This window comes from Bacillus sp. FSL R5-0576, from assembly GCF_038004765.1.
Classification (GTDB): domain Bacteria; phylum Bacillota; class Bacilli; order Bacillales; family Bacillaceae; genus Bacillus; species Bacillus subtilis.
Genome location: NZ_JBBORU010000001.1, coordinates 1,432,011 through 1,457,790, shown reverse-complemented (window position 1 = coordinate 1,457,790; position 25,780 = coordinate 1,432,011). Strand labels below are relative to the sequence as shown.

At 43.6% G+C, this 25,780-nt stretch carries 30 protein-coding genes; 5 read left to right on the top strand and 25 right to left on the bottom strand.

Translation table 11 applies throughout. The features are described 5' to 3' along the window. Positions 1–48: 48 nt before the first annotated feature. The 7 genes from NX903_RS07585 to NX903_RS07555 form a co-directional block, all read right to left on the bottom strand. Positions 49–1,989, bottom strand: a complete 1,941-nt coding sequence (locus NX903_RS07585; protein WP_086343816.1) for a stage V sporulation protein D — start codon at positions 1,987–1,989, stop codon at positions 49–51. Positions 1,990–2,105: 116 nt separating this feature from the next. Further along, on the bottom strand, positions 2,106–4,247 hold the full coding sequence (gene pbpB / locus NX903_RS07580; protein WP_434736147.1) for a penicillin-binding protein 2B: 2,142 nt from the start codon (positions 4,245–4,247) through the stop codon (positions 2,106–2,108). Between the two features lie 5 nt (positions 4,248–4,252). Continuing rightward, positions 4,253–4,606, bottom strand: a complete 354-nt coding sequence (gene ftsL, locus NX903_RS07575) for a cell division protein FtsL (protein WP_003232200.1) — start codon at positions 4,604–4,606, stop codon at positions 4,253–4,255. A gap of 39 nt (positions 4,607–4,645) precedes the next feature. Further along, positions 4,646–5,581: a 16S rRNA (cytosine(1402)-N(4))-methyltransferase RsmH gene (rsmH, locus tag NX903_RS07570; RefSeq protein WP_015715844.1), complete on the bottom strand. Its 936-nt coding sequence runs from the start codon at positions 5,579–5,581 to the stop codon at positions 4,646–4,648. 69 nt (positions 5,582–5,650) lie between these two features. Beyond that, positions 5,651–6,082 (bottom strand): division/cell wall cluster transcriptional repressor MraZ, encoded by a 432-nt coding sequence (mraZ, locus tag NX903_RS07565; RefSeq protein WP_086344595.1) that lies wholly within the window; start codon positions 6,080–6,082, stop codon positions 5,651–5,653. Between the two features lie 125 nt (positions 6,083–6,207). Then, positions 6,208–7,827 carry a bacillithiol biosynthesis cysteine-adding enzyme BshC gene (gene bshC, locus NX903_RS07560; protein WP_086343815.1) on the bottom strand — a complete coding sequence of 540 codons (1,620 nt, stop codon included), beginning with the start codon at positions 7,825–7,827 and terminating at the stop codon, positions 6,208–6,210. A gap of 70 nt (positions 7,828–7,897) precedes the next feature. Further along, positions 7,898–8,794, bottom strand: coding sequence for a 2-dehydropantoate 2-reductase (locus NX903_RS07555; protein ID WP_086343814.1), 897 nt, complete (start codon positions 8,792–8,794; stop codon positions 7,898–7,900). 159 nt (positions 8,795–8,953) lie between these two features. Here NX903_RS07555 and NX903_RS07550 point away from each other — a divergent pair, with 159 nt between their 5' ends. Further along, a complete protein-coding gene (locus NX903_RS07550) occupies positions 8,954–9,436 on the top strand; it encodes an N-acetyltransferase (RefSeq protein WP_003244940.1) in 483 nt (160 codons plus the stop codon). A gap of 56 nt (positions 9,437–9,492) precedes the next feature. On the opposite strand, the gene gerR is transcribed toward NX903_RS07550, so the two are convergent. The 3 genes from gerR to NX903_RS07535 form a co-directional block, all read right to left on the bottom strand. Further along, a complete protein-coding gene (gene gerR, locus NX903_RS07545) occupies positions 9,493–10,074 on the bottom strand; it encodes a sporulation specific transcriptional regulator GerR (RefSeq protein ID WP_015383592.1) in 582 nt (193 codons plus the stop codon). A 145-nt stretch (positions 10,075–10,219) separates the two neighbouring features. After that, positions 10,220–10,399, bottom strand: a complete 180-nt coding sequence (rpmF, locus tag NX903_RS07540) for a 50S ribosomal protein L32 (RefSeq protein ID WP_003154457.1) — start codon at positions 10,397–10,399, stop codon at positions 10,220–10,222. A gap of 21 nt (positions 10,400–10,420) precedes the next feature. Then, complete coding sequence (locus tag NX903_RS07535; protein WP_014479718.1) at positions 10,421–10,939, bottom strand: YceD family protein; 519 nt, start codon at positions 10,937–10,939, stop codon at positions 10,421–10,423. A gap of 27 nt (positions 10,940–10,966) precedes the next feature. On the opposite strand from NX903_RS07535, the gene NX903_RS07530 reads away from it, so the two are divergent. Both NX903_RS07530 and NX903_RS07525 read left to right on the top strand, forming a co-directional pair. Continuing rightward, positions 10,967–11,152, top strand: coding sequence for a hypothetical protein (locus tag NX903_RS07530; protein WP_003232215.1), 186 nt, complete (start codon positions 10,967–10,969; stop codon positions 11,150–11,152). Continuing rightward, entirely contained in the window at positions 11,149–12,396 is a 1,248-nt protein-coding gene (locus tag NX903_RS07525; protein WP_086343813.1) for a nucleotidyltransferase, read from the top strand. The genes NX903_RS07530 and NX903_RS07525 overlap by 4 nt, the downstream gene beginning before the upstream one ends. 16 nt (positions 12,397–12,412) lie before the next feature. On the opposite strand, the gene ddcP is transcribed toward NX903_RS07525, so the two are convergent. Further along, entirely contained in the window at positions 12,413–13,438 is a 1,026-nt protein-coding gene (gene ddcP, locus NX903_RS07520; protein WP_086343812.1) for a protease DdcP, read from the bottom strand. A 1-nt stretch (position 13,439) separates the two neighbouring features. Beyond that, the gene (locus tag NX903_RS07515; protein ID WP_003232221.1) at positions 13,440–14,222 is read right to left on the bottom strand and encodes a patatin family protein; all 783 of its coding nucleotides are present in this window, start codon (positions 14,220–14,222) and stop codon (positions 13,440–13,442) included. 180 nt (positions 14,223–14,402) lie between these two features. Between NX903_RS07515 and spoVV the strand changes: the two genes are divergently transcribed. Then, positions 14,403–15,629 carry a dipicolinic acid transporter SpoVV gene (spoVV, locus tag NX903_RS07510; RefSeq protein WP_015252149.1) on the top strand — a complete coding sequence of 409 codons (1,227 nt, stop codon included), beginning with the start codon at positions 14,403–14,405 and terminating at the stop codon, positions 15,627–15,629. A 10-nt stretch (positions 15,630–15,639) separates the two neighbouring features. On the opposite strand, the gene coaD is transcribed toward spoVV, so the two are convergent. The 8 genes from coaD to NX903_RS07470 form a co-directional block, all read right to left on the bottom strand. Next, the gene (gene coaD / locus NX903_RS07505; RefSeq protein WP_003245283.1) at positions 15,640–16,125 is read right to left on the bottom strand and encodes a pantetheine-phosphate adenylyltransferase; all 486 of its coding nucleotides are present in this window, start codon (positions 16,123–16,125) and stop codon (positions 15,640–15,642) included. 4 nt (positions 16,126–16,129) lie between these two features. Continuing rightward, the gene (gene rsmD / locus NX903_RS07500; protein ID WP_086343811.1) at positions 16,130–16,684 is read right to left on the bottom strand and encodes a 16S rRNA (guanine(966)-N(2))-methyltransferase RsmD; all 555 of its coding nucleotides are present in this window, start codon (positions 16,682–16,684) and stop codon (positions 16,130–16,132) included. A gap of 322 nt (positions 16,685–17,006) precedes the next feature. Continuing rightward, on the bottom strand, positions 17,007–17,279 hold the full coding sequence (locus tag NX903_RS07495) for a YlbG family protein (RefSeq protein WP_015715839.1): 273 nt from the start codon (positions 17,277–17,279) through the stop codon (positions 17,007–17,009). Positions 17,280–17,333: 54 nt separating this feature from the next. Next, positions 17,334–17,783 carry a regulatory iron-sulfur-containing complex subunit RicF gene (gene ricF / locus NX903_RS07490; protein WP_003221370.1) on the bottom strand — a complete coding sequence of 150 codons (450 nt, stop codon included), beginning with the start codon at positions 17,781–17,783 and terminating at the stop codon, positions 17,334–17,336. A 115-nt stretch (positions 17,784–17,898) separates the two neighbouring features. After that, the gene (locus NX903_RS07485; RefSeq protein WP_003232231.1) at positions 17,899–18,138 is read right to left on the bottom strand and encodes a YlbE-like family protein; all 240 of its coding nucleotides are present in this window, start codon (positions 18,136–18,138) and stop codon (positions 17,899–17,901) included. A gap of 15 nt (positions 18,139–18,153) precedes the next feature. Further along, positions 18,154–18,552 (bottom strand): YlbD family protein, encoded by a 399-nt coding sequence (locus tag NX903_RS07480; protein WP_086343810.1) that lies wholly within the window; start codon positions 18,550–18,552, stop codon positions 18,154–18,156. Positions 18,553–18,782: 230 nt separating this feature from the next. Continuing rightward, positions 18,783–19,823: a CAP domain-containing protein gene (locus NX903_RS07475; RefSeq protein WP_032725641.1), complete on the bottom strand. Its 1,041-nt coding sequence runs from the start codon at positions 19,821–19,823 to the stop codon at positions 18,783–18,785. An 83-nt stretch (positions 19,824–19,906) separates the two neighbouring features. Next, positions 19,907–20,353, bottom strand: a complete 447-nt coding sequence (locus NX903_RS07470; protein ID WP_003221362.1) for a CBS domain-containing protein — start codon at positions 20,351–20,353, stop codon at positions 19,907–19,909. 139 nt (positions 20,354–20,492) lie between these two features. On the opposite strand from NX903_RS07470, the gene NX903_RS07465 reads away from it, so the two are divergent. Further along, positions 20,493–20,855 carry a YugN family protein gene (locus NX903_RS07465; protein ID WP_003232238.1) on the top strand — a complete coding sequence of 121 codons (363 nt, stop codon included), beginning with the start codon at positions 20,493–20,495 and terminating at the stop codon, positions 20,853–20,855. A 31-nt stretch (positions 20,856–20,886) separates the two neighbouring features. On the opposite strand, the gene ctaG is transcribed toward NX903_RS07465, so the two are convergent. The 5 genes from ctaG to coxB are packed head-to-tail and all read right to left on the bottom strand — an operon-like array spanning position 20,887 to position 25,736. Beyond that, a complete protein-coding gene (ctaG, locus tag NX903_RS07460) occupies positions 20,887–21,780 on the bottom strand; it encodes a cytochrome c oxidase assembly factor CtaG (RefSeq protein WP_046664162.1) in 894 nt (297 codons plus the stop codon). 26 nt (positions 21,781–21,806) lie between these two features. Next, positions 21,807–22,139 carry a cytochrome c oxidase subunit IVB gene (gene ctaF / locus NX903_RS07455; RefSeq protein WP_003232242.1) on the bottom strand — a complete coding sequence of 111 codons (333 nt, stop codon included), beginning with the start codon at positions 22,137–22,139 and terminating at the stop codon, positions 21,807–21,809. 2 nt (positions 22,140–22,141) lie between these two features. Next, entirely contained in the window at positions 22,142–22,765 is a 624-nt protein-coding gene (gene ctaE / locus NX903_RS07450) for a cytochrome c oxidase subunit III (protein ID WP_003232244.1), read from the bottom strand. After that, positions 22,765–24,633: a cytochrome c oxidase subunit I gene (gene ctaD / locus NX903_RS07445; RefSeq protein ID WP_086343809.1), complete on the bottom strand. Its 1,869-nt coding sequence runs from the start codon at positions 24,631–24,633 to the stop codon at positions 22,765–22,767. Before ctaD ends, ctaE begins: the two co-directional genes overlap by 1 nt. Positions 24,634–24,665: 32 nt before the next feature. Beyond that, positions 24,666–25,736 carry a cytochrome c oxidase subunit II gene (coxB, locus tag NX903_RS07440; RefSeq protein WP_014663859.1) on the bottom strand — a complete coding sequence of 357 codons (1,071 nt, stop codon included), beginning with the start codon at positions 25,734–25,736 and terminating at the stop codon, positions 24,666–24,668. Positions 25,737–25,780: the final 44 nt, after the last annotated feature.

The following is a 25,780-nucleotide window of genomic DNA, read 5'->3' as shown; positions in this document are numbered from 1 at the left end:
TGAAAGATATCAGCATTTTTTCTGCAATAAAAGAATAGGCAGTCCGAATCAATCGGCTGCCTCCTTTTCATCTTCTTCAGTCAAATACACGCGTATCTTTGAGCCTTCTTTTACTTTCGTTCCGGCAGCTGGCGATTGTTTAACGATTTTGCTCCCTTTCCCGGAAGCATCCACATTGAGATTCACCAATAGTGACTCAAGATCTGAGACAGACATCCCTACAACATTCGGAACTTCTATTGTTTTTGTGTCGTTCCATTGGTATTTTTTCTCGATTTGATTTTTCCGGGGCTTCACACCAAGTTCCGGCAGACTGTCTCTCATAATATTTCCGACAATAGGCGCTGCAACCGTTCCGCCAAACTGAATCGTGCCTTTCGGGTTATCCACCGCAACGTAGACGACTAGACTCGGATCATCGGCGGGCGCGAAACCAATAAATGATACAATATGGTTGTTTTCAAGATATTTTCCATCTTTAACCTTTTGTGCAGTTCCCGTTTTTCCTCCGACACGATATCCTTCTACAAATGCATTGCGGCCAGTGCCTTCTGCGACGACGCTTTCTAGAGCATAGCGGATTTGTTTGGATGTTTCCTCAGAAATGACTTGTTTCTTTGCGATTGGTGATTGTTTTTTGACCGTTTTCTTCGTAACAGGATCGATCCATTCCTTTGCAATATAAGGTGTGTAGAGCGTTCCTCCGTTTACAGCGGCGGATACTGCTGCAACCTGCTGAATCGGCGTGACGGATACTCCCTGTCCGAAAGCCGTAGTTGCTTGCTCCACCGGGCCCACTCTCTCAAGCGGGAATAAGATGCCTGTTCCCTCGCCTTGGAGATCAATCCCCGTTTTTTGTCCAAAACCAAAGTCTTTGATATATTTGAAAAGCTTTTTCTTTCCTAAGCGCTCGCCTAATTCAACAAACCCCGGGTTGCAGGAGTTCTGCACAACTTCCAGATACGTCTGCAGCCCGTGCCCGCCTCTTTTCCAGCACCGCAGTCTCGCTCCGTCCACTTCCGCATGCCCTTTATCATAAAATTGATCCCGTTTCAAATTTACTTTTTGCTCTTCAAGGGCTGCTGCAAGTGTAATAATTTTAAAGGTAGATCCCGGTTCATACGTGCTCCATACTGGCAGATTTCGATTGTAGACGGACGGATCAACAGATTGGTAATCAGCAGGATCGAAGTCAGGCCTGCTAGACATCCCCAAAATTTCTCCGTTTTTCGGATTCATGGCTACGGCAATCATGCCGTCCGGATGATATTTGGCCTCAGCGTTATCAAGCTCTCTTTCCATTATCGTCTGGACCTTTGAATCAACCGTCAGCTTCATGTCAAGCCCATCCTTAGGCGGCGTATAGTCATCCGCTTCATCAGGCATCTTCTTCCCCTTGGCATCTGTATAAAACTTAACAGAACCTTTTTCCCCTTTTAAATCATCGTCGTAATAGGCTTCAAGTCCAAGGAGCCCTTGGTTGTCAATTCCTGCAAATCCAAGCACATGAGATAAAAAGCTGCCGAACGGGTAATGACGGATACTGTCCTCCGCAACATACACACCTTTTAAATCAAGCGCTTTGATTTCTTTCGCCTTCTCATTTGAAATTTTTCTCCCTTCAGGAGTGATCTTTTCGATTGACGCTTTTTTTGTCACATGTTTATATACTTTTTCTTCTGACATATTGAGCACCGCCGCAAGCTGCTTGCTCGTTTTCATCGGATTCTGAACTTGGCGCGGCACGACGAATACGGTCGGCGCACTTTTATTTGTTGCGAGCTTCACACCATTCCGATCCAGAATCTCGCCTCTCTCCGGCTCAAACGGCAAGTTCCGGCTCCAGGAATCTTTCGCTAGCGAAGTCAGTTTTTCGCCCATCACAAACTGAACATACCCCAGCCTTGTATCAATGATCAGAAACACGATCACGCCAAAAAGCAAAACAAATAATAAACGTTTTCTAACCGTTACATTCGAGACGCGCAAGAGACCGTTCACTCCTTATTTAGGCTTGTTTCATTTTATGCCTGAAATTGGACAGGTAGAACGATGCTCCTCTGAAGGCATAAAAAAAGAAAGCCTGCATAACGCAGGCTTTCTTTTTAATCAGGATTTTTAAACTTAACCTTGATTACGGTTTTGTCTTTGATTTCTTTGTCTTTCTTAACACTTTGGTTGACAGCGTAGCCTTGTCCGCTTACTTCAATATGAATTCCCGCGAGCTCGCCGTACTGCAGAACCTCTCTTCTCGACCAGCCTGTCATATCAGGCATTTTGATTTTGCCGCCCGTTTTCAGGAAGACCTTTTGATTGGTGAGAACTTCCTCATCCGCTTTCGGATACTGTTCTTTTACAGCGACATCACTGCCGATGACAATTGGTGTGAGATTCTCCTCTTTTGCTTTCTTTTGAGCAGCAGCTACCGTTTGATCTGTTAAATCAGGCATTGTCTGCGCTTTTGTTTCTTCCTTATCTGAGTCAGATTTTTCAGTTGGTTCGATGTTTAGGTAGTGCAGGCTATTTTTCATTGTTGGATTGAAGATTTCTGATACTGGATCAGAGCCAGTTTCATCATCCTCTAATTGCGGTTGCTGTACCGCAACATAAATCAACAACTCAGGATTATCTTTAGGAGCCATTCCCATAAATGAGAAAATATAGTTATCCCGTCCCTTTAAATAACCATTCGTTCCTGCAATTTGTGCTGTACCTGTTTTCCCAGCCACGTCAAAGCCCTCAATTTTATAAGGGCGTCCGGTTCCAATGTCTGATGAAACGACGTCTCCCAGGATATCACGCACATTTTTAGCTGTACTGGCAGAGATCGGTGTTCCTGCAGATTCCGGTTTATTTTGATAAACGGTTTTCTTCGTATCAGGATCAACAATATGATCAATGACATAAGGCTTCATCATTTTGCCATCATTTGCGACGGCAGTCGCTGCTTCTAGTTGCTGAATCGGGGTGACTGCAGATGCTTGGCCGTATGCAGTTGAAGCTTTATCGTAATCATACTTAAAGTTCATTTTACTTGATGCTTCTCCCGGCAGATCGATTCCTGTCTTTTGATAAAAACCAAATTTATGCAAATACTCATTATAACGATCAAAACCTAATTTTTCATTTGCTAATTTGGCAAAAGCAACGTTAGAGGATCTAAGCACCCCGTCTTTGAAAGATATGGGACCCCAGCCCACACCCCCGTTATGGTCATATACTTTTCCGCCGCCAACTTTATAGGTCCCTGATTTATATTGTTCATTCGCATTAAACACGTTTTCCTGCATCGCAGCAGCGAGTGTAAAAATCTTCATCGTGGATCCGGGCTCATACGCATATGAAATCAAATCATTATAGTAGTTTGTCACATCGCGCTTGTTCGGATCAAAGCTTGGGCGCTGTCCCATGGCAAGCACTTTGCCTGTTTTCGGATCAACAACTGCGGCCATGATTTTTTTCGGATTATACTTTTGCGCCACTTTTGTCATACTGTCTTCCAAAAAGGTTTGAATTTTCTGGTCAATGGTTAAATATACATTGTCACCATTTTTTGGCGCTGTAATTTTATTTTTGCTGTTCGGGAGCTCCCAGCCGGATTTATCGCTTTCATATGTCACATATCCGTCGCGCTCCTTCAAATACTTATCCAGCACTTTTTCTAATCCCATCGCGCCGGAAATTTCATTTGTTTCTTCATCAACCTCGGCATAGCCGATTAGATTAGATGCAAATACTCCGTTTGGATAGTAGCGTTTTGTATCCCGTAAAAATGAAATGCCCGGGAGTTTCATTTTTTCGATTTTTTGCTTTTGTGAATACGTAATATCCCGGCCAGCTGAGCCAAACTCGACTTGTTTTGCATCTTTATTTAAGATATCAAGGATGTCGGCCTTGTCCAAGTTTATCACTTTAGACAATGCTTCCGCCGTTTTTTCTTTGTTTACAACATGCTGAGGATGCTTGACATCAGTGGTCATTTTTTTATCGAGAATCGCAATCAGTTTATACGTCGCTGTGTCCTCTGCAATGACTTTTCCTTTTCGGTCTAAAATCGAGCCGCGGCTCGCTTCGATGGTCCGTTTCTTTTCATGCTGCTCTGTCGCTTTTGTCGCAAGCACTTCGCCGTTCGCTTTTCCGGTTATTTGAATATATGCCATTCTCCCCAGGATGACAAAGAAAAAGAGAGCGAAACAAATACTTAGAATCGCTGCTCCTCTATTCATAAATTTATTCTTTTTTGGCATTTGAATCATTCCTGTATGTTTTTCACTTTTTTATCTTTTAAATTCAAGCCGTTCTTTTTCGCAATGTCCATAATGCGCTGCGGTTTGCTTAAATCAGCAACGCTTTTTTCGAGGTCACCAATTTGCTTATTTTCGGATGAAATTTGCTCCTCAAGCTTTTGCACCTCAATATTGGTTTGATATGCCGCATACGCCTTCGATACGATCAAAAGCGATACGCTGAGCACCGCCGCAGCAAAGAGGACAAGAAGCACTTTTTCTCCGAGAGTAATGGAAGCCCTTTTCTTGACAATCACTTTTTTCTCAGGACTGATCGCATGCCGCTGCTGTTTCTCTGGTTGGTAAGCTAAATTGCTCATAGGCTGATGACCTCCTTTTAATTTTGCGTTCGCGTTTCGTTATTTTCTTTTTTCAGCAATCCGAAGCTTGGCAGAACGAGCCCGGTTGTTCTCTTCAAGCTCTTCTTGAGATGCCGTAATCGGTTTTCGTGTGATGAGCTTCAGCTCCGGTTCAAACTCTTCCGGTATAACAGGAAGTCCCGGAGGAAGTTCCGGAAGCGACGACTTTTCTTTAAAAGTGGTTTTGCAAATTCTGTCTTCTAGCGAGTGGAAGGTAATGACTGATACCCTGCCCCCTGGCTTCAGAACCTCAATTGCCTGCTCCAAAGCTTCTTCAAACACCCTAAGTTCATCGTTTACGGCAATTCTGATTGCCTGAAACACGCGTTTAGCGGGATGTCCGCCGCTCCTTCTCGCTGGAGCGGGAATCGCGTCTTTTATTAGATCGACCAGTTGGCCCGTAGTTTGAATAGGAGACTTCATTCTTGCCTCCTCAATTTTTCTGGCGATCTGTTTACTGAACTTCTCTTCTCCGTATTTAAAGAAAATACGGACGAGATCCTCATAGCGCCACTCATTAACGACTTCTTTCGCCGTAAGCGTAGCCGACTGGTCCATCCTCATGTCCAACGGTGCGTCATGATGGTAACTGAATCCGCGCTCCGGTGTATCCAGCTGCGGAGAGGACACCCCTAAATCAAATAAAATACCGTCTACTTCTGTAATGCCTTGTTCATTCAAACATTCTTTTAAATACCTGAAATTGCTTTTAATCAGAATGAGCTGTCCTTTATAGTCGGACAACACTTCTTTAGCATGCTGTAATGCCGTATCATCTTGGTCAAAAGCGATTAAACGCCCCTTCTCGGATAACTGCTGCAATAAGTATGTACTGTGCCCAGCTCCGCCGAGTGTGCAGTCTACATATGTACCGTCCGGCTTAATATTGAGTCCGTCTACGGTTTCACGAAGAAGTACTGTCTTGTGTTGAAACATATTGTGTTGGTCCCACCTTTTATCAGGATGAATTGAAATTGTTTTTAGAGTGTTATACACGAAGAATCATTATATATCAAACCCAATCATGTTTTCAGCAATTTCAGCAAATGAATCTTCTTGCTCTTCTGTGTATTGTTCCCAAATTACTTTACTCCACAATTCAATTCGATTAGAAACCCCGATAACAACACATTCTTTTTCCAGTTTGGCGTAATTCAATAGAGATGATGCGATATTTACCCTGCCTTGCTTGTCCAGTTCGCATTCAGTCGCCCCTGAAAAGAAGAAACGGGTAAACGCGCGGGCATCTTTCTTTGTGAGAGGAAGAGCTTTTAGTTTTTCTTCAATTTGTTTCCATTCGTCCATAGGGTAGCCGAAGAGACATTGGTCAAGTCCTCTAGTCAGCACAAATTGCTCACCCAGGCCTTCTCTGAATTTAGCGGGTACGATCATGCGGCCTTTCGCATCGATGGTATGCTGATATTCACCCATAAACATGATCTCTTGCCCCACTTTCTCTCCTTAACTCACCACTATTCACCACTTCGCTCCACAACTTCATTTTACACTGTTTACCCATAAAAAAAAACCCTGAACTATTCAGGGTTCTTTAAAACTTTATTTCAAAGTTTGACAACTTGATGTTGATTTTGAAAAGAAAATGGCAGATTCTTGAATGTCGTGAAGAATTTTGGACCGTACCTGTTCAAATAATACATAATATTCCAAATCCGTTCCTGCGGCGCAAGAAGCGGCTTAATGCTATTTTGAATTCTTTCATAATCCTTCAAAACGTAGCCTTCTTTTTCTTCAATTCGCTTCGTCACCGTGCGCTCTAAGAATTGAAGCTGATCCTGAATAAAAGCGGCATTTTTCAGGAGTAAAGGTTCCATGCTTTGATCAACCTTTAACGCCTCCTGCCGGACCGTTTTGTGAATCGCTTCAATTTGGCTTTTCGCCTGATCCATCACCGCCGTAAACTCTTCCGGAATCTGGCGCTCGAAGTATGTCTCTCTTTGATTCTCCGTTCCGCGCTCAATCGCGTCTTGTAACGAGATATTCCGTTCAGCCAGTTTTTTCTCAATATGCCGCTCAAGTATCGTAATGTTCAGCCTTGGCATGACAGGAGGCATTTTGAAGCCCATCACCGCAAAAGCCTGTTTGAGCTCGCCCCAATAATTGATTTCTCCAGGCCCTGCAATAAATGCTAAAGTCGGAATGAGAAATTCCTGCATTAACGGTCTCGTTACAACATTGTTGCTGAAACGCTCTGGATGTTCTTCCATATGTGTATGAAGTTCATCCATCGTCCATCCTAGATCAAGCTCTTTGATGACAAATCGGCCGTTATCTTTTTCAATTAAAAAACGCTCATCTTCGTATTCATAAAACAGATTCGCCTGCTCTTTTCCGGACTCGATAATCGGTTTGTAGCCTGCTTGACGCATGAAGGCCTGCTGATCTGATACAGCCCGGGCGAGTTCATCATTTTCTCGAAGAATCTTTTGGAACATGGCCGTTTCCAGCTTTTTAATCCCCGGATCTCCAGAATTTAATAAAACTAAGCCCTCTTCTTGGAACAAATCCGCGATCAGCAGTTCAAAGAAGTCAGTAAACGTAACAGATTCCCTTAAACATCGTTTCACATTGTCGAGAAGTGTATTCGTATGGTCTGTTTCTTCAAAAGCGGCAAAAACATCATCTATCCACGCGGCACACTTTTCCTGATCAAGCGATGTACTCGCTGCTGATGATTTCTTCCAATAAGACTGAGGCAGCTTTTTTTTCACAGGCCCATTCTCTTCAGATGTGTGAACAAAATTAATCTCATCCAAATCGTGGTCTTCTCCAGCCACCCAGAAGATTGGTATGACAGGCATTTGCAGTTCCTTTTCTTGTTGCTTTGCTAAAACAATGATTGAAATGATTTTATGTATGGTGTAAAGCGGTCCTGTTAAAAGTCCTGCCTGCTGTCCGCCGACTACAGCGGCACTTGACGGGTCCTTCAGCTTCTCAATAGCAGACTGCATCGCACTTGAACCGAATTTATTATGGTAAGAGGTTAAGTACGCCGCCAATTCCTCTCTTGCGAAAAACCGGGAAGATAAGTCTTCCAGTCTTTCGCGCCACATGTCCTTATGATGAATACTGTAATCAAAAAAAGAAGACATTTCTTCTTTGCCATCTATATAGTGCTGTACAAACACATTCTGATTTTTGATGGAAAGTTCAGTTAGCTGCATCTTCTAGAACTTCCTTTCTCCAATAAATAGTTAGTGATCCGAAATGAGTATAGCATGTTACCGAAAAAGCTCAAAAGACTTTGTTTGTATTTCGCTCCAATGCTTTGATGCTGCCATATAAAAACTCTAGGTGGACGGCATCAAGACCTTGAAGACTTGCTTCCTTCAATAAGTATCCGATAATGGCGTCAGCTTCCGTCTGCCGGCCTCCAATGACGTCAACCAGCATTGATGAACGATTCTCTTTCGTTTGCCCACAAACAGCCTGAACCTGCTCCCAAGCCTTTTCTTCATTTTCAAGTTTTAAAATGCGGCATGCCTCCTGAAATACCAGCTTCATAAAAGCCAGATAAGCTGGCGTTGTCAGCAGTTCTCCATTTTTCACCTGCAATAACGCAGTTAAAGGATTAATACACGCATTTACAATCAGCTTGCCCGTCAGCAGACGGTACCAATCCGTCTCATAATAAATCGGAAAATCCGAATGGTTATGCTGAAACATGATGTTCAGCCGGTCTGGTTCAGCATCGTCGAACGCGCTCCATTTTATCGCACCTAGGCCTGTATGATCAACAGCTGTATCCGATTTTCTTACAGCTCCGTGCTCAACGATTCCAACATAAATGGAATGGCCAACGTGCCAGTCTTTTAGGTCGTGGATATGCCCCATGCCGTTTTGCAAAAATAATATATTCGTCTTATCGATCCGTTCAAGCGACGAAAAAACAGATTGAAGCTGATGCTGCTTCACTGTCACGACAAGCAGGTCAAAGTCCGAATTGATACTCGTGTCCGCACTGCAATCAGCCCTGAATTCCTCCCCGCCTTTATAAAGCCGGATTCCTTCAGACTGAATGGCCGCAGCCTGTTCTTGCCGCCTCGTCACAACAGTCACGTCGTGATAAAGTGACAAATAATAGGCGCATAAAAGACCGACGGAGCCTCCGCCGATAATTCCAATTTTCATGATGTCACACCCAATTTAGCATTTACGTATTATCATAGCAGAAGTAAGAAGAAATTACTTCTCAAAGATCCCATGTGCTTAAAATTAAAGTTTAAATATTTGGATTTTTTAAATAAAGCGTTTACAATATATATAGAAACACCAAAGGGGGAGATTTGTTTGACAAAGGTAGAACGTCTGCTTATCAACTATAAAACGCTGGAAGAATTCAAGAAATTCAAAGAATACGGCATTCAGGAGCTTTCAATGCTTGAAGAACTTCAGGATAATATTATTGAAAATGACAGCACCTCGCCTTTTTACGGGATTTATTTTGGCGATAAACTTGTAGCACGAATGAGTCTGTATCAAGTTAACGGCAAATCGAATCCCTATTTTGACAACCGCCAGGATTATTTGGAGCTGTGGAAGCTTGAGGTTCTTCCGGGCTACCAGAACAGGGGATACGGGAGAGCCTTGGTTGAATTTGCAAAATCATTCAAAATGCCGATCCGGACAAATCCGAGAATGAAATCAGCGGAATTTTGGAACAAAATGAACTTTAAAACTGTTAAGTATGATATGGCGCGGGACAAAGGGGAAAACCCGCTCATCTGGCATCCTGATATGGATCGCGAAATGACACCGGGAGAGTCTGCATAGAAATAAAAACAACCGGCCTATTCTTACTATAGGGCCGGTTCATTTCAGGCGTTTCTTTATGTTTCTTGAGCCGCTTTTTTCATTCTTCCGTCTTCCTTCGAAACAACCATTTTTCTGGCCCGATCCATGATATCGATCAGTGCCTTGTAATCCTCTTCTGTCATCTCTAGCTGATTCCGCAATGTCTGATTTTCACTCCGCAAATCCTCAAGCTCTTTTTGCAGCGATTGGATTTGCTCCTTCAATTTTTCCCTTTCAAGCTGAAATTCTTGTGCAGACGGTGCTTCTTTGAATTGTTCGAGAAATTGAATGACATCCTGAATGGACAAATCTCGTTTTCCTTCCGACGATGCCGAGGCAGTCTGCTTCATGGAATTCGGCATATTGACCGAATGAACGCCGATTTGCTTTCTCAGTTCTTTCCTTTGCTTTTTTGCAAGCTCTATACCTGACTGGTATTGTTTTCTCACATACGAGTTCCACCTGAACCCACAGGCTGCCGCGGTTCTGGTCAGCGCCCTTCCAACCTCCTCAAAGGCAGAAAGCTGTGTTCCTCCCTCTCGAATATGACGAAGCACCACTTCTGCCAGCAGCAAATCCTCATCCTGAGTCCAAGCATCTTGTCTTGTAATGGTCAAATTCAATCTCCCTCCATGTCAGCTTATTTATCTCATACATATGCCGGTAATAGATTAGATAGACTATTTGCACTCACAAATTTTCCGCAAGCTGACAGGAAGAGAAAAAGAAAAAGCGCAGGGCTTTCACCCCGCGCTTTTCTTATTAGTTACTTTTTACATTTATGTCTTTGCCGTTGTATGATCCGCATGCTTTGCATACACGGTGAGACAACTTCATCTCTCCGCATGACGGACATTCTGTCATACCAGGTACATTAAGTTTGAAATGTGTACGGCGCAATCTTTTCTTCATTTTAGAAGTTCTTCTAAAAGGTACAGCCATTATTCCCACCTCCTTAAAGAGTTAAGATTCATCATCTTGTTTTAAGAGCTTTTCAAGGGCTGCAAGTCTCGGATCAACTTGATTCTTCTTGTCTTCTTCCGAAATAACTTGCCAATCCTTTCCTTCTTGAGGAGCAGCTCCTTTTTCTTGTTCAGATTCACAAAAGATTTGCATAGGGATTTCTAAAAGAATTTCTTCTTTCACGATCGGAGTTAAGTCGATAGTATCGTCCTCAACAATGTGAACGTCATCATCTTCTATATCATCCGTGTGATGAAATATAAACAGTTCTTTTGTTGAAATTTCAAATGGATACGGGACATCAACGAGTGTTCTTGAGCATGGCAAAATCATTTCGCCTGAAATTGTAAAATCAAACGAAACCTGTTTGGATTTGATATCCGCTCTGCCCTTCACCCGGACGGGAGAAATGCGGCGAATGTCAGAATTCAGCTTTGTCAGCTCATTTAACTCAACTGTTTCATCAAACTCAAAACTTTGTTTTGGCATTTGATGCAGCTGATAAATCGTCCATTTCATTTGTATCACCTCAGGAAAGCAACAAACATGATTATAGCTTTTAAGATTGTTTTTGTCAATATTTTTTCTTTACAGCATAATGCTGCCATTGAAGTATCGTTGACAGCGGAATATGCTATGCATACACTTAAAACAAAAATAAGGCGTAAGAGTTTTCATTTGCAAATGTACCATACGTTTTTAAACATAGCAAGAAAGGCGGAAAAAATATGAAAGCTGTCGGATTGGTGGTTGAATATAATCCCTTTCATAACGGTCACCTTTATCATGCCCAAACAGCAAAGCGGCAAACCGGATGTGACACGGCTGTCGCGGTCATGAGCGGGCATTTTTTACAGCGCGGGGAGCCCGCTGTTGTATCAAAATGGGCCCGAACAAAAATGGCGCTGCAAAGCGGAGTTGATCTTGTCATTGAGCTGCCTTATCTTTATGCCGTGCAAAAAGCAGACATTTTTGCACGCGGCAGTGTTTCAATCCTGAACGAACTTGAATGTGAGGCGCTGTTTTTCGGGAGTGAAAATGGGGATATCAAGCCTTTTTTAGAAACAGCACAGCTTATTGATGAGCATAAACATATATTGAATGACCGAATTAAAGAAGAACTTAAAAAGGGGGCCAGTTACCCAGCAGCGGCGGCTAGCGCCTTCAGCTCCATTTTGCATACTGAAAGTGCACTTGACTTGTCAAAACCAAATAACATTTTGGGATGCCAGTATGTGACCTCGATTCTAACCGGGGGATATCCTATGAAACCTTATACTACGGCACGAATCTCTTCGGACTATCATGATGCCGATCTCCCTGAAGGCGAAAACCATATCGCAAGCGCCACAAGCATTAGAAAAGCGATGACTGGCCAGAATCTCGAAGCTTGCCTTCGTTTTATCCCTGCTGCATCTGCACGTGAATTAGCAGCTTACCGCAAATCTTTCGGATTGTGGCATACACCTGAGAGCTACTTTTCTTACTTAAAATACAGCCTTTCAACTGTAACAGCACAGGAATTACAGCAAGTATACGAGGTGGAGGAAGGTTTAGAGCACAGAATTCTTCGTTCGATCAGAAAATCCAGCTCCTATCAGGAATTTATGGAGCTGCTGAAAACAAAACGCTATACGTGGACAAGGCTCCAGCGGATGAATACACACATTTTAACCAGAACAAAAAAACTGGATATGCAAAAGCTGCTTGACAACGATAAGGTGCCGTATATCAGGCTTCTCGGCATGACGAAAAAAGGACAGGCTTATTTATCCGAAAAGAAAAAAGCACTGTCTGTTCCGCTTGTCAGCAAACTGTCCTCTTTCTCCCATCCAGCTCTCGATCTGGACGTAAAAGCAAGCAGGATTTACAGCCTGCCGATAGAAGAGCCGCTGAGAACTGAGTTTGACCTGAAGGAATACGGACATGCACCGATTCGATATGACGAAGATGAACAACACTTTTTAAATGTATAGAAAAAGCACCTGAGAATCAGGTGCTTTTCGCTTTCAGCTTATTCAAATAATCAATCGCATCCTGCATGGTATCAACAGGCACAATCTTCATATTTGAATCAATATCTTTTGCTGTTTTTACTGCGTTCTTATAATCGGAATTGCTGGCGCCGTTTTGATTTGGCGCGAAGAAAATGTCTTTTCCGGCTTTGTCTGCGGCGACGACTTTTTGATCAATGCCGCCGATCGGGCCTACTTTTCCATCAACATCAATGGTACCTGTTCCCGCAATATCGTAGCCTTTTGTTTCGTCTGGTTTTGTCAGCTGATTATAAATTTCAAGGGACATCATTAACCCTGCTGACGGGCCGCCAATATTTTCGATTTCAAAATCAATATCAGGCTCTACCTTCACGTTTCTGTCTGTATAAAGCGAAACTCCGATTCCTGCCCGATCCGGCTCATCAGGAAATTGTTTTAACGTAAGGGTGACACGCTTTTCTTTTTCTTCTCTTTCGATCTTTAACGTGACTTTATCTCCCGCTTTTTTGCTGCTGATATAATCAATCAGCTTTTCAGCAGACTGATAGTTTTTGCCGTCTGCGCTGATGATTTTATCACCGACTTCTATTTTCTCTTTTGCCGGCATGTTTTCTACAACTGAGCTTGCGTATATGCCGTTAAAGGAATAGCTGACTTTTTTTCCTGCCTTTTGATAGGCGGCTATAACCGCATTTTCTTGCGAGCTTTTCATCATTTGGAGCTGTCTTTTCATATACTCCTTATCTGATTCGCCTTCCTCCTTAATGCTCTCATCAGGAACAATTTCATAATAAGGGTGCATCTTTGCCCACACATATGTAAACGGATTAGCCGGTCCCACTTTAACAGTCATTAAGGACAGGCTTCCTTTTTCCGGGTAGCCTCCCTCCACTTTTATCAATGAAGCAAGCTCTGTCGCTTCTCCCGGTTTTGTAATATAGTATGGAAGTTTTATAAATGATAAAACGGCGATCAGTATGAGGATGACGAGCATCCAGCTAAAATGTTTTTTACGTAGCAAATTATGAGCCCTCCCAATTCTCTATTTCTTTTCTTATCTTGCTGATCATTCGGTTTGTCGCCTCTTCGCCTGCCGATATCATTTCTTCAATATTGGCAAACGAGCTTGAGCTGTATGTTTCAAGGGAAGGGCGAATCATGATATCTGCGGCAATTGTTTGATGCCGCACTAATTCATTTTGCAGTATATCCATACTTTGCATAATCACATCAAAAATATGCACTGCTGTTTCAGTTTTTCGAACCCTGGAAACATCCGAAGCGATGATAATATCAGCTCCCATGTCTTTCACAACAGAAACCGGAATTCGATCGACGACCGCGCCGTCTACAAGAAGGCGTCCGTCCAGCCGCTGCGGAATAAAGATACCCGGGATGCTGATGCTGGCCCTCACTGCATCTGACACTGATCCTTTTCGGAACACAATCTTTTCTCCCGTCTGTAGATCACACGCAACAATGCCCAGCGGGATTTGGAGCTCTTCAATCGGTTTTCCGAATGTATAAGCATGCACAAGCTGTCTGACGCGGTCACCTTTTAAAAAACCGAGCTTCGGCACCGTATAATCAGCATAAAGCCTTCGTTTAAAGGCTTTGGCTACTTTTTTCATCGTTGCCACGTCATGTCCGGCGGCGTAAAAACTGCCCACCAAAGCGCCCATGCTGCTTCCTGCAATCATATCCACTTCAATTTGGTGCTTATGTAAACTGGAAAGCACACCGAGATGAGCAAGCCCTCTGGCCCCTCCCGATCCTAACGCTAACCCGATTTTAGGTTTGGCCAAAGCGTTAACCTCCTGCCTGAATTCCCTGTATACCGAATTCTATGGTCTAAACTGAACCCCTATGCTCGTATATTAGTACAAAGAATCAAGAGGACAGGTACTGCTTGGCCGTTTTACATCATACATTATTTTATCATGATATACATGTCATTGGGCATTTTTAGCATCGGGGAGGTAAGAATGAACTTGTCGAAGATTAATACACTTTTGATTGCCTCGTTTTTTCTTTTTTTAACAGCGACTGTCATCTCACATCCACAGGCCTCATTCGAAGCCTCTAAAACCGGGCTGTCTATGTGGTGGGAGGTTGTGTTTCCGTCATTGCTGCCATTTTTTATTCTGTCCGAACTCTTAATCGGCTTTGGCATTGTGCGGTTTGTCGGTGTTTTGCTTGAGCCTTTTATGCGGCCGATCTTTCGCGTGCCGGGTGTCGGCGGCTTCGTTCTTGCTATGGGAATGGCATCAGGAAACCCAGCGGGCGCAAAACTCACTGCCCGTCTGCGGCAGGAAAATCAGATTTCAAGAGTAGAAGCAGAACGGCTCGCGTCGTTTACCAATTCTTCAAACCCGCTCTTTATTTTCGGCGCTGTTGCCGTCGGTTTCTTTCAAAACGCATCACTAGGCATTTTATTAGCTTCTGCACACTATTTGGGGAATCTTGCCGTCGGTTTAACAATGCGTTCCTATGGCCGCAAGGAAGAGCAGCATCTCAGAAGAAAGAAAACGATACCTTTCCCTTCAGTCAAAGATGCTTTACACGCTCTTCATACCGCCAGACTTGCAGAAAAACGGCCCTTGGGTAAAATTTTAGGCGACGCCGTGACGTCTTCTGTTCAAACGCTTCTTATGGTAGGCGGCTTTATTATTTTATTTTCTGTCTTCAATCGGCTGTTGTCAGTGGTCCAGTTGACTGATGTTTTGTCTGTTTTCACAAAAGGAGCACTGACTTTGTTTCAGCTTCCGACTCAATTGGACATTCCGCTTTTATCAGGGATGTTTGAAATTACATTAGGCAGCAAGCTTGTCAGCGAGACAGATGTTTCTCTTCTGCAAAAAGCCATTATCGTCAGCTTTATTCTCGGGTTTAGCGGCTTTTCCGTACAAGCTCAGGTGGCAGGTATTTTATCGGAAACCGACATTAGATTTAAACCATTCTTTATCGCACGTTTGCTGCAGGGCGTTTATGCCGCTGTCTTCGTCATGCTTTTATGGAAACCTCTTTACACGGCATGGCATGATCCGTATCAGTATGTATTTAAATCTCTTAACAGCAGTGACATGCCAACTGCCTTTATAAACGGCTGGAATCTGCTTGTGCAGATCGGACCTGCTGTCACACTATGCGCGCTGTTTACGTACATTATCATTTTTTCTTACAGACTGACAAACGGAACAAAAAAAGGATGAGTCAAAACCCTCATCCTTGTCTGAATTTTTGCTGAAGCGCCAGCTCTACTTCCGGCGGTACAAACTCTGATACCGAGCCGTTGTATCTTGCCACTTCTTTTACGATGCTTGAACTTAGAAACGAATATTGATTGTTTGTCATCATAAAAAATGTCTCAATAGATTCATCAAGCACACGGTTTACTGATGTCCCCTGCATCTCGTATTCAAAATCAGATACAGCTCTCAAGCCTCTTAAAATCGCTTTCGCATTTTTTCTTTTTGCATAATCGATTAACAGGCCTTGCGATGTTTCAACTGTTATGTTCGGAATGTCTTTTGTCACTTCTCTCAGAAGCTCACACCGTTCTTCCACACTGAACAAAGGCTTTTTTGAAGAATTATTCAGCACACATACATACACTTGTTCAAAAATATGCGCCCCGCGTTTGATGATGTCCAGATGCCCGTAGGTCACCGGATCAAAACTGCCGGGACAGACAGCTATACTCGCCACCTCACTACCCCCTCTTTTTATAAATCGACACACCTGTTAACCCATAGGTTTCTTTTCTTGTCATCACAAGATCTCCTACGGTTTCGGGAAGCTCGACCTCTCTGTCATGCTCAGCGACGATAAAGCCGTCTTCTTCCAGCATTTGATATTCGTCAATCATCGTTAAAAGTGCTTTCAGCTTTTGTTCCTTATACGGCGGATCGAGAAAAATGCCGCGAAAGCCGGTTTCTCTTTTAGCAGCAGCGTGCAAAGCACGTTCCGCATCATTGCGGTATACCTGCGCATGTTTTGTAAGCTCCAGCGTTTTCAAATTAGATTTTACCGTTTGAATCGCTTTAAAATCACGGTCAACGAATATACAATGCTCAAACCCGCGTGAAAGCGCTTCGATTCCAAGTCCTCCGCTCCCTGCGAATAAGTCAAGTCCCCTGCCCCCGTCAAAATAAGGGCCAATCATATTGAAAATGGATTCCTTCACTTTGTCGGTTGTCGGTCTTGTTGATGTTCCGGGTACAGCCTTTAGTGAACGGCCTTTTTTTGATCCAGAAATTACTCTCATGTTCCACACCACTTTTTCTAAAAGCTATTTTGTTTCTTTATTCGGCCGGACGCCGCTATGTACATAGAAAAAAATCAATCCTATCTTAACATAAAGCATTCTTCCAAACAATGAACGCTAATCTTGATAAACAGGTGTATAAGCAGAATCATCCTTGTCCATACTATAAGCAACAGCATCTAGAGGATGTTGTTGCCAACCGCGGAGAAGACTTACGTTTCCCCATAAGTTCTTCCTCCGGTTTCTCCTCTCCCTTTGCCTTCTCCTTAACATATTAAGGAATAGAAGGACCCCGCAGATGCCTGCGGGGATTTTTTTATAGCTATATGCCGATTTTATAATCGTATTCTTTTGCCTTATCAAGCTTTGACTCGAATTCCAATTTTAAAAACGGTTTATAAGAAGGCTCCACTTTTTTCACAAATGAGTAAGATGCAATCTTGTCCATTGTTTTTTCAATTTGGTTCATATCACAGTACAGTACGACATATTTTAATCGTTTTGATACATAGTGCACATTCCCGAACTTCCTCAGCATTTTGCTCTGCTTTAGGGAGTGCAGATACACAACCATGCCCTGGCGCCTATTCTCCAATACAATCACCTGCCTGTTTTCTCTTATATGTAAAAGACGAGACGGCCAGTCTCGTCAGGACACTTTACATCCGCAGCTTCCGCCTGAACCGCAGCCGCCTCCGCATGAAGACAAACCGTCAAAATAAGGGTTCCCAGTCGGAACTTTCACATGCTCCGAAACAGCTGTCCCAATCTCAACGCTGACCTCATCAAGAATGGACTGGAGCTCATTTTCAGCTCTCTTGAAGTCAGCCACCTTGTCGTTCAGGTCCAGCTCACGTTTGATCTCCCTCATTTTCCGGGATATTTCTCTATAGTCAGGATGATATTTGCCAAAACGCTGTACATCCTCATACTGCTCTTTTATTTTGATAAAAGAACGAATAATCCGACCTGCCTCTTCATCTTCCTGGAGACGCTTGTAACAATTGCGGTAGTTCTCAGCCGTCTCCGACTGCAGAATCATCTCGGCAAGCTGCTGAGCTTCACTTTGAAGCCGCACGGATTCCATCGTCGCATACATAACATGCACCTCCAGTTGTTAGTTTACCATGAAACCAGCCAATTGGAAAATGCTTAACCGCAGCCGCCAACAAAACCTTATGACCGCATGAAAAAAGACCCTTTTTCAGGGTCTTTTAATCTTTTGTCCGCATCGCTTGAAACATTTGCATCATCATTTGCGCCATTTGAATCCCGTTCGTAAACTGATTCACCCGATGCGGAATGGTTTTTTCATAAAAATTCATCATTTCAAGCTGAAAGGAGGACAGATCATCCGGTTTTCTTGAAAGCCTGCGGTACCATATCGGCTGTTCTCTGATGAATCGTTTCCGTTCTTCGTTTGCTAAAATATATTCCTGAACCTCTTTGCGCATATGAGCTCCCCTTTTTTAATCCTTTCGAAAAGAAAAAGGATGCTGTCCAGAACCTGGCTGAGAATGCTTCTGTCCGCTTCCGGAAAATGTATTAAGAAGGCTTTGCAACGATGAGATCGACTGGCTCATTTTATTGATTTGTTCGTTCATTTGATTGACATCCATCTTTTTCACCGCTGTCACCATTTTCGAGATAAAATCATTTTTTTGCGGTGTTTCAGGCACAGCTTCAGCAGCTGCTTCCGGTTCCCGATACGGATCCCAAATCGGGTCGCTCTCCCCGAAGAGGACCCAATTTTCATATACGTCCTGCCAGCTTCTTTGTTCTTTGCGCACTTCTTTTATCAGCTTGGGATGCTTTTTGACGAATTGTTTAAAGTCATTGATTGAATGATTGGCATGTTGATTCGCCACAATCCTCACCCCCTCCGAAAATCGTTACCTACTACAATGTATCGTTTTGTCGGGCATTGTGTTCGCCTATATTCATTCCCAAATGAATTTTAACCGATATCCCTATACACTGGTGAAAAAGCCTGACTGAAGGAATGAGAAACGGCCTTATCTGTAAGCTATCAGCACATTCATTCAGACCAGTTTGTATGGAAATAGAAAAAGCCGGGACCATTCGTCCGCGGCTTTCATTACCATCGCTTAATAAAATTTTGGGTGTAATATTTCCGGTCTACTCCGACACCAAGATGCGTATAATCTGAATTCAGAAGCGCTTTTCGATGGCCTTCGCTATTCAGCCAGCCTTCTACAGCAGCCGGACCGTCCACATAATTGTATGCGATATTTTCTCCCGCTTGCTGAAAGTCAACATGCCCTTCTTCTAAGCGGTCTTTCAGCGAGCCGTATTTTTTAGAGACATGGGAGAAATAATTATTTTCCTTCATATCCTCACTATGTCCAAATGCCACCTCCGCCGTTGGCTGATCCCACTCAAGCTTCGCAAGTCCATGTTTAAAGCGTATGACATTCGTCAAATCAAGGATTTGCTTTTCGCTCGTTGTTTGGATCTTTTTCCATTTCTCATCTGAAACGGCTTTCGGTTTAATTAATTCCCCGCGGTACACTACCTCATAAGGTCTTTGCTTTACAAAGGTTTGCGCATCAAACGCCCTGATGCTGGATAGCTTCCCCTCAAATTTGTCCATATACAGCTGGACATACATCTTTCCTACCTTTACAGTCGGTCTTGTATTGATATCTTCTTCAGAAAATTCAAACCGATAGGAATTTCCTTTATACTCTACATTCACAAATGGTGCCACCTGGGTGGTCTTGAATACTTCGCCAGTTGATTCTCCAATTTTGAAAGGCTTGGCGTTAATATCATTCCCAGCAGCGAATAATGTGACCACTTTATTGTTTAATACCCCGATCTGGATATATTGGTCCTTACCTTGATTGTATACCCACCAATCGTAATCATAAGCTGAAGGGTCAATGCGTTCAGGTTCCCCAAGCTTTTTCGTTACTTCATCGGCGGACTTGCCCATGAAGGACAATAATCCTGAGGTCGGCATATGTATTCGTTTGCCGCTTTGCGCTTCCTCATTTGACACCTGAGGCTCGCTGTCATTTGATTTCTTTTCAGGAACAGATCCATATTGAATAAACAGAACATAAGTTCCGCAAATAATCAAGAGGATAACCATTGCTCTCAATATATTTTTCAATCTATCACCCCCGTGGCGATTCACAATCTCTTGTTTACATCCCATTACAATACAGCCTATTTAACATGTCAAAGATTTATGTGTTAATGAAAAAAGCCTTCTTCTCTATTATCGCCTTCGGAAATATCCGATAAGGCGCTGCCGGCACGTTCATTCGTTTGCTCAGATAAAGAAAGATCACCAAGCGTGACAATTCCAGTCAGTTTTTTATTTTTTGTAACTGGTATCCTTCTGAGCTGATGCGATGCCATCAAATGAAGAACCTCATCGACTGAAGCATCTTCCTCCACACTGACAGGTTTTTCAGTCATCGCGTCAGTGATTTTTTGCGAGTTCGGTTTTTTGATGGCGATTCCTCTTAATACGAGATCGCGGTCGGTTACGATGCCGACCAATGTTTCCCCGTCCTCATCAACTACCGGAATCGCTCCTACATTTGCGTCCTTCATCTTTACTGCAGCTTCATATACATTATCTAATACCGTGCAATATTGCAAGTCGGCTGTCATCAGATCTTTTATTTTTGTCATCCGTTTAACCTCCTTTAGTCTAGTGCTATTGTCGTCAAAATTTAATTTTTGCATACTTTCAAAAGAAGAAGATTCATTGAAAGTTTAACGCTTTCATACTATGATTGTCAGGAAAGGTAATTTTTATAAGGAGGGGTCAGTGTTGAAGTTTACTGAAAGCGGACTTGAAGGGGTTAAGGCTGAGCTCAGCTGGCTAGACGACTTAATGGAAAGCAAAGGTCTTATCAGAGCGGGTCAATGGGATTACGAGAGAGTCACCTATGACAAGAAGTTTTCGACGATTGAGGGTACGTTTTACCTGCGGATACAAGGTATTGCGGCAGAAGGCGATGTCGGAAGCGGGCGCGCCGTGATTCAATTAATGTCCCCTCTCCTAGGAAAGCATTACTACCCTCATGGAGTAGAATATGGAGAAACGGAAGAGTTTCCCGTACAGGTTGTGACAAAAAGCAAGGCACTGATTCAGGACATAGCCAACATGTTAAAAACAGTTCAAATGTAACGAAAAGGTACAGCATATTTCGCTGTACCTTTTATGATATCGTCTGCTGAATATACGGCGGCTCCTCCTGCCCATCCTTTTCCCTTTCTTTCTTCACCCATTGGAAAAAAATAATGGCCAAAAAAGTACCGTACACAATTTCCTGAATGATTTTCATCATGACTGCTCCGAGCTGCTGATCCTCTAACAAAGGCAGTGTATTCAACATCTCTGGCCCTGTTAATGGGACCTGCCCCATCATATCCGCTGGCACGCAAAGCCTCATTGCCTCAGCCCATACAGCCGGATCTGTATAGGTAGCGTATAACGGTGCACCGCTGAACATGATCAAGGCGCAAGCAGGTGTGAGCAGCATACCGTCCGCCATAATATAACCCAGCTTCATCAAGCCGCTGAGCTGCCGTAGACGCTCAACCTTATGAACAAGCGGCCACCACATGAAGAACGCAAGCACAAAGATAAGCCAAGTGATTAATGTATGGTAAAACGGATCGGTTTTGACAGTATCAAATATAAGCGGTACATGATATAAAGAAAAAATGCCGTTAAACAAAAGCAAAGCAATTAAAGGCGTCGTAAAAAAGGAAAAAACCGGTTTGATTGAAGGCCTGAAAATGATTTTTTCCCAGAGCCATGCAGGAATTCCCGCGATCAAAAGCGGCGGGACAACCAAATACAGGACGGCCATCTGCACCATATGCGCACTGAACATAATATGTCCGAGCAGATCAACCGGGCTTCCCTCGGCTGCATATAAAAACAGCATCGCCGACAGAAAGCACACCATCTCTTTACCAGTTATTCGATTCGGCTTTGAAGACATTCGCCTGTAAAAATAGAGATAAAGCGCCGTAATGCCTAACAGGATACAAAAAAGATAAGGGCTCCACATCGCGCGAAACCCAAATATCTCCAACTGATTCATTTCTTCACCTCCGGCGGCTGTTCAAATTACCACCATATAATTGTCACAAACGCAAGCACAGTGATAAACGCGACAAACACCCCTGAATACAAAAACAGTGCCGGCGCCTCATGCCCTTTCTGATTCATATGCATGAAATAATACAGCTGAAAGATGACTTGAATTGCAGCTAGCAAAATAATGAAAGGAATCGTAAACCAGCTGCCGACACCGTCCGTGGCCACAGTCAGAAATGCAACAATCGTAAGACCGATCATTAAACCAAAAGACAGAACTTGATATTTCATCTCCCGGGCATGCTTTTTTTTCTTAAATTCAAGGTCGCTATTGATATGCCCTCTGCTTTTTTTATCGACCATGTTTATCCCACCATCCCCATTAAATATACAACGGTAAAGATGAAGACCCACACGACATCAATAAAGTGCCAATAAAGGCTGGCAACGTAAAACTTAGGCGCCGTATACAGATTCAGCCCTCTCTTGGCATTGCGGATCATAAGCGTGCTGATCCACATAAGCCCAAATGCCACGTGGGCGCCGTGTGTACCGACAAGCGTGTAAAACGCAGAACCAAGGGCAGAGCTTGTGATAGTAAAGCCAAATTCATGGGTGTAATGCTTGAACTCATAGATTTCCAGTCCTAAAAAGCCCGCCCCCAATAAAATCGTAATTCCCAGCCAAAGCTGCATCTTTCCGAAGGAAAAGTTCTTCATGTGGTACATCGCGTACACACTCGTTAAACTGCTCGTTAATAGAAGCATTGTGGCAATGAATACAAGTGTCACATCGAACATTTCCGTCGTAGGCGGATCACCGGCATTTGAATTCCGAAGCGCAAGAAACGTGGCGAAGAGAGACGCAAACAGAACAGTCTCTCCGCCAAGAAAAAGCCAAAAGCCTAAAAATTTATTTTTCCCTTCCAGGGTTACTTTTTCAGGAGAAGCTGGAAAGGTTTCTGCGGTGAATTTTTCTTGAACTTGCATTATGCCTTCACCCCTTTATCATCGTTCGGCAGTTCCTCTTTATGAATATGATAGCCGTGATCATCAATTACTGAACGAAGCAGCATCGTAATAAATGTGATGCCGAGCCCGATAAAGATCACCGGCAGACCCCAAGCGTAATCACTTCTGTACAGCAGCCCGAACGCTGCGACAAAAAGGCCGAAGGAAATGATGAGCGGCAGGATTGAGCCGTTTGGCATATGAATATCATCAACCGGTTCCGCCGGCGTCATTGATTTGTGCCCTGCCTGCTTCTCGATCCAAAGCGGATCAAGTCCTCTGACAAAAGGAAGCTGTTTAAAGTTATACTCCGGCGGCGGTGAAGAAACGGTCCATTCCAGCGTACGTCCGTCATGCCATGGATCAGCACCTACATATTCACCTTTTACCGATGTCCATATGACATTGACCAGCAGAAGAATAACAGCTGCCGCCATAAAAAACGCCCCGATTGTACTGATCAAGTTGCCGGTTTCCAGACCCTGTCCTGGCAAAAACGTATAAACCCGGCGCGGCATCCCCATTAAGCCGACAAAATGCTGAATGAAAAACGTGAGGTGAAAGCCGATAAAAAACAATACAAATGAAATTTTCCCCATCGTTTCATGCAGAATTTTACCGAACATTTTCGGCCACCAGAAATGAACACCGGCTAAAAGGCCGAATACAACGCCGCCAATAATGACGTAGTGGAAGTGCGCAACCACAAAATACGTATCATGAAACTGATAATCAGCCGCAGCAGCTGCCAGCATGACTCCCGTCACACCGCCGAGCACAAAGGATGGAATAAATGAGACAGCATACAGCATAGCGGTTGTATACTTCACATTTCCTCCCCAAATCGTCAACAGCCAGTTAAAAATCTTAATCCCGGTCGGAATCGCGATAGCCATTGTTGCAACCGCAAAAATCGCATTTGCAATCGAGCCGAGACCAGTCGTGAACATGTGGTGCACCCAAACCATAAAGCCCAGAAAGCCAATGAGCACGATTGCAAAAACCATTGAAGAATAGCCAAACAAACGCTTTCTGGCGAACACAGGGATGACCTCAGAAAAAATACCGAATGCAGGCAAAATTAGGATATAAACCTCCGGGTGGCCGAAGATCCAAAATAAATGTTCCCAAATGACCGTATTTCCGCCAAGCTCCGGATTAAAGAAATTGGTTCCGAACAGCCGATCCAGCATCATGAGAGCCAATCCGACCGTAAGCGGCGGAAACGCAAACAAAATCAATGCCGAGGCCACAAATGTCGTCCATGTAAACAAAGGCAGCCTCATATACGTCATGCCCGGAGCCCTCATGTTGATAATCGTGGCCAAAAAGTTAATCCCGGCTATCAGCGTCCCGAGCCCCGATATTTGGAGTCCGAGGACGAAAAAGTCTATGCCGTGCCCTTTAGAATGAAGCGAAAGTGAGGCATATGACGTCCAGCCCGCATCTGGCGCTCCGCCCAAAAACCAGCTTAGATTTAAGAAAATGCCCCCGAAAAAGAAGAGCCAAAAACCAAGCGCGTTTAAAAATGGAAACGAAACGTCCCGAGCCCCGATCTGCAAAGGCACAACCGCATTCATCAAGGCAAATAAGAGCGGCATCGCAGCAAGAAAGATCATCGTCGTTCCGTGCATAGTCATTACTTCATTGTACGCTTGAGCACTGAGAAACGCATTTTCCGGCTTTGCAAGCTGAATTCTGATAAACATCGCTTCAATTCCCCCGACAAGAAAGAAGAATCCCCCTGCCACTAAATAAAGAATCGCGATTTTTTTATGGTCCACCGTCGTCAAATAATCCCAAAGCATAGATCCGCGCGTCCGCTTTTCTGTAAGCGCATTCAACATATGTGACCTCCCCCAATATCTCCCTTTCTTCCCTACTTGCTTTCCGCTTTTAAGCCTTTTAAGTATTCATAAAGCGCATCTGTTTCGCTGTCTGAGAGCTTTGGATATGTGCCTGTCATTTTGTTCCCCGGCTTTATGCTGTCAGGGTCCTTCAGCCAAGCCTTCACATTTTCTTTGTTGGCCTCTTTCACCCCTGCCACTTTTGTCCTTTCACCGAAGGTCGCCAAGTTAGGTGCCGTTCTAGCGGCTTCTGCACGCTTATCATTCGGCTCTACCGCATGGCAGCTCAGGCAGTTTTTCTCTTTAAACAGTTCTTCACCCTGCTTAGCCAAATCGCTCTCTGCTGTAGACTTATAGTTCTTCATTTCTTTTGTCCAGCCCTGAAATTCTTTTGCAGACATCGTCTTCACCTTAAAATCCATCAGCGCATGTGAAGGGCCGCAAAGCTCTGCACACTTCCCAAAAAACATATCTCCTGCCTCTTTGCTTCGTTTTGAATCAAATGTCAGGAAGAACTTATTTTCATTATCCGTATTCGTATCAAGTTTTCCTCCAACTGAAGGAATCCAGAAGGAATGTTTTACATCAGAGGCTTTTAAATTAAAATATACACGCTGATCTGTCGGTACAATCAGCTCCTGGCTTGTGATAATGCCGTAATCAGGGTACTCAAACTCCCACCAGTATAAATTTGCCCTAACATTGACTACAAGAGCATCCTCAGCTTTGCGGCCTTTTTTATCCATTGGTGATGTGTCCGCTAGCTCCAGCGTATATAATACAACAGGAATCACAAGAATAATGAGCAGCAAAATCGGGATCACGGTCCATGTGATTTCTAAAAATTTATTCCCCTCTACCTGTTTCGGTATCGTGTTCTCACCGACCCGTGATCTTCTGAATCTCACAATCACATAAAAGAAGATAACAGATACTACTGCAACAACAACCACCATAATCAATGTGCTGAGCACTGTCAGGTCATACTGTTTATCAGCCACCTCGCCAGCAGGCTTGAGCGTGGATAAAAAAGGTTTTCCACATCCGCTTAATAGAAGCGGCACTAAGGCTAATAATAAAATAAGACGCCAATGCTTTACCATTTCACCCAACCCCTTTTCTGGTCAATACAAAGGCGGAAAGCGGA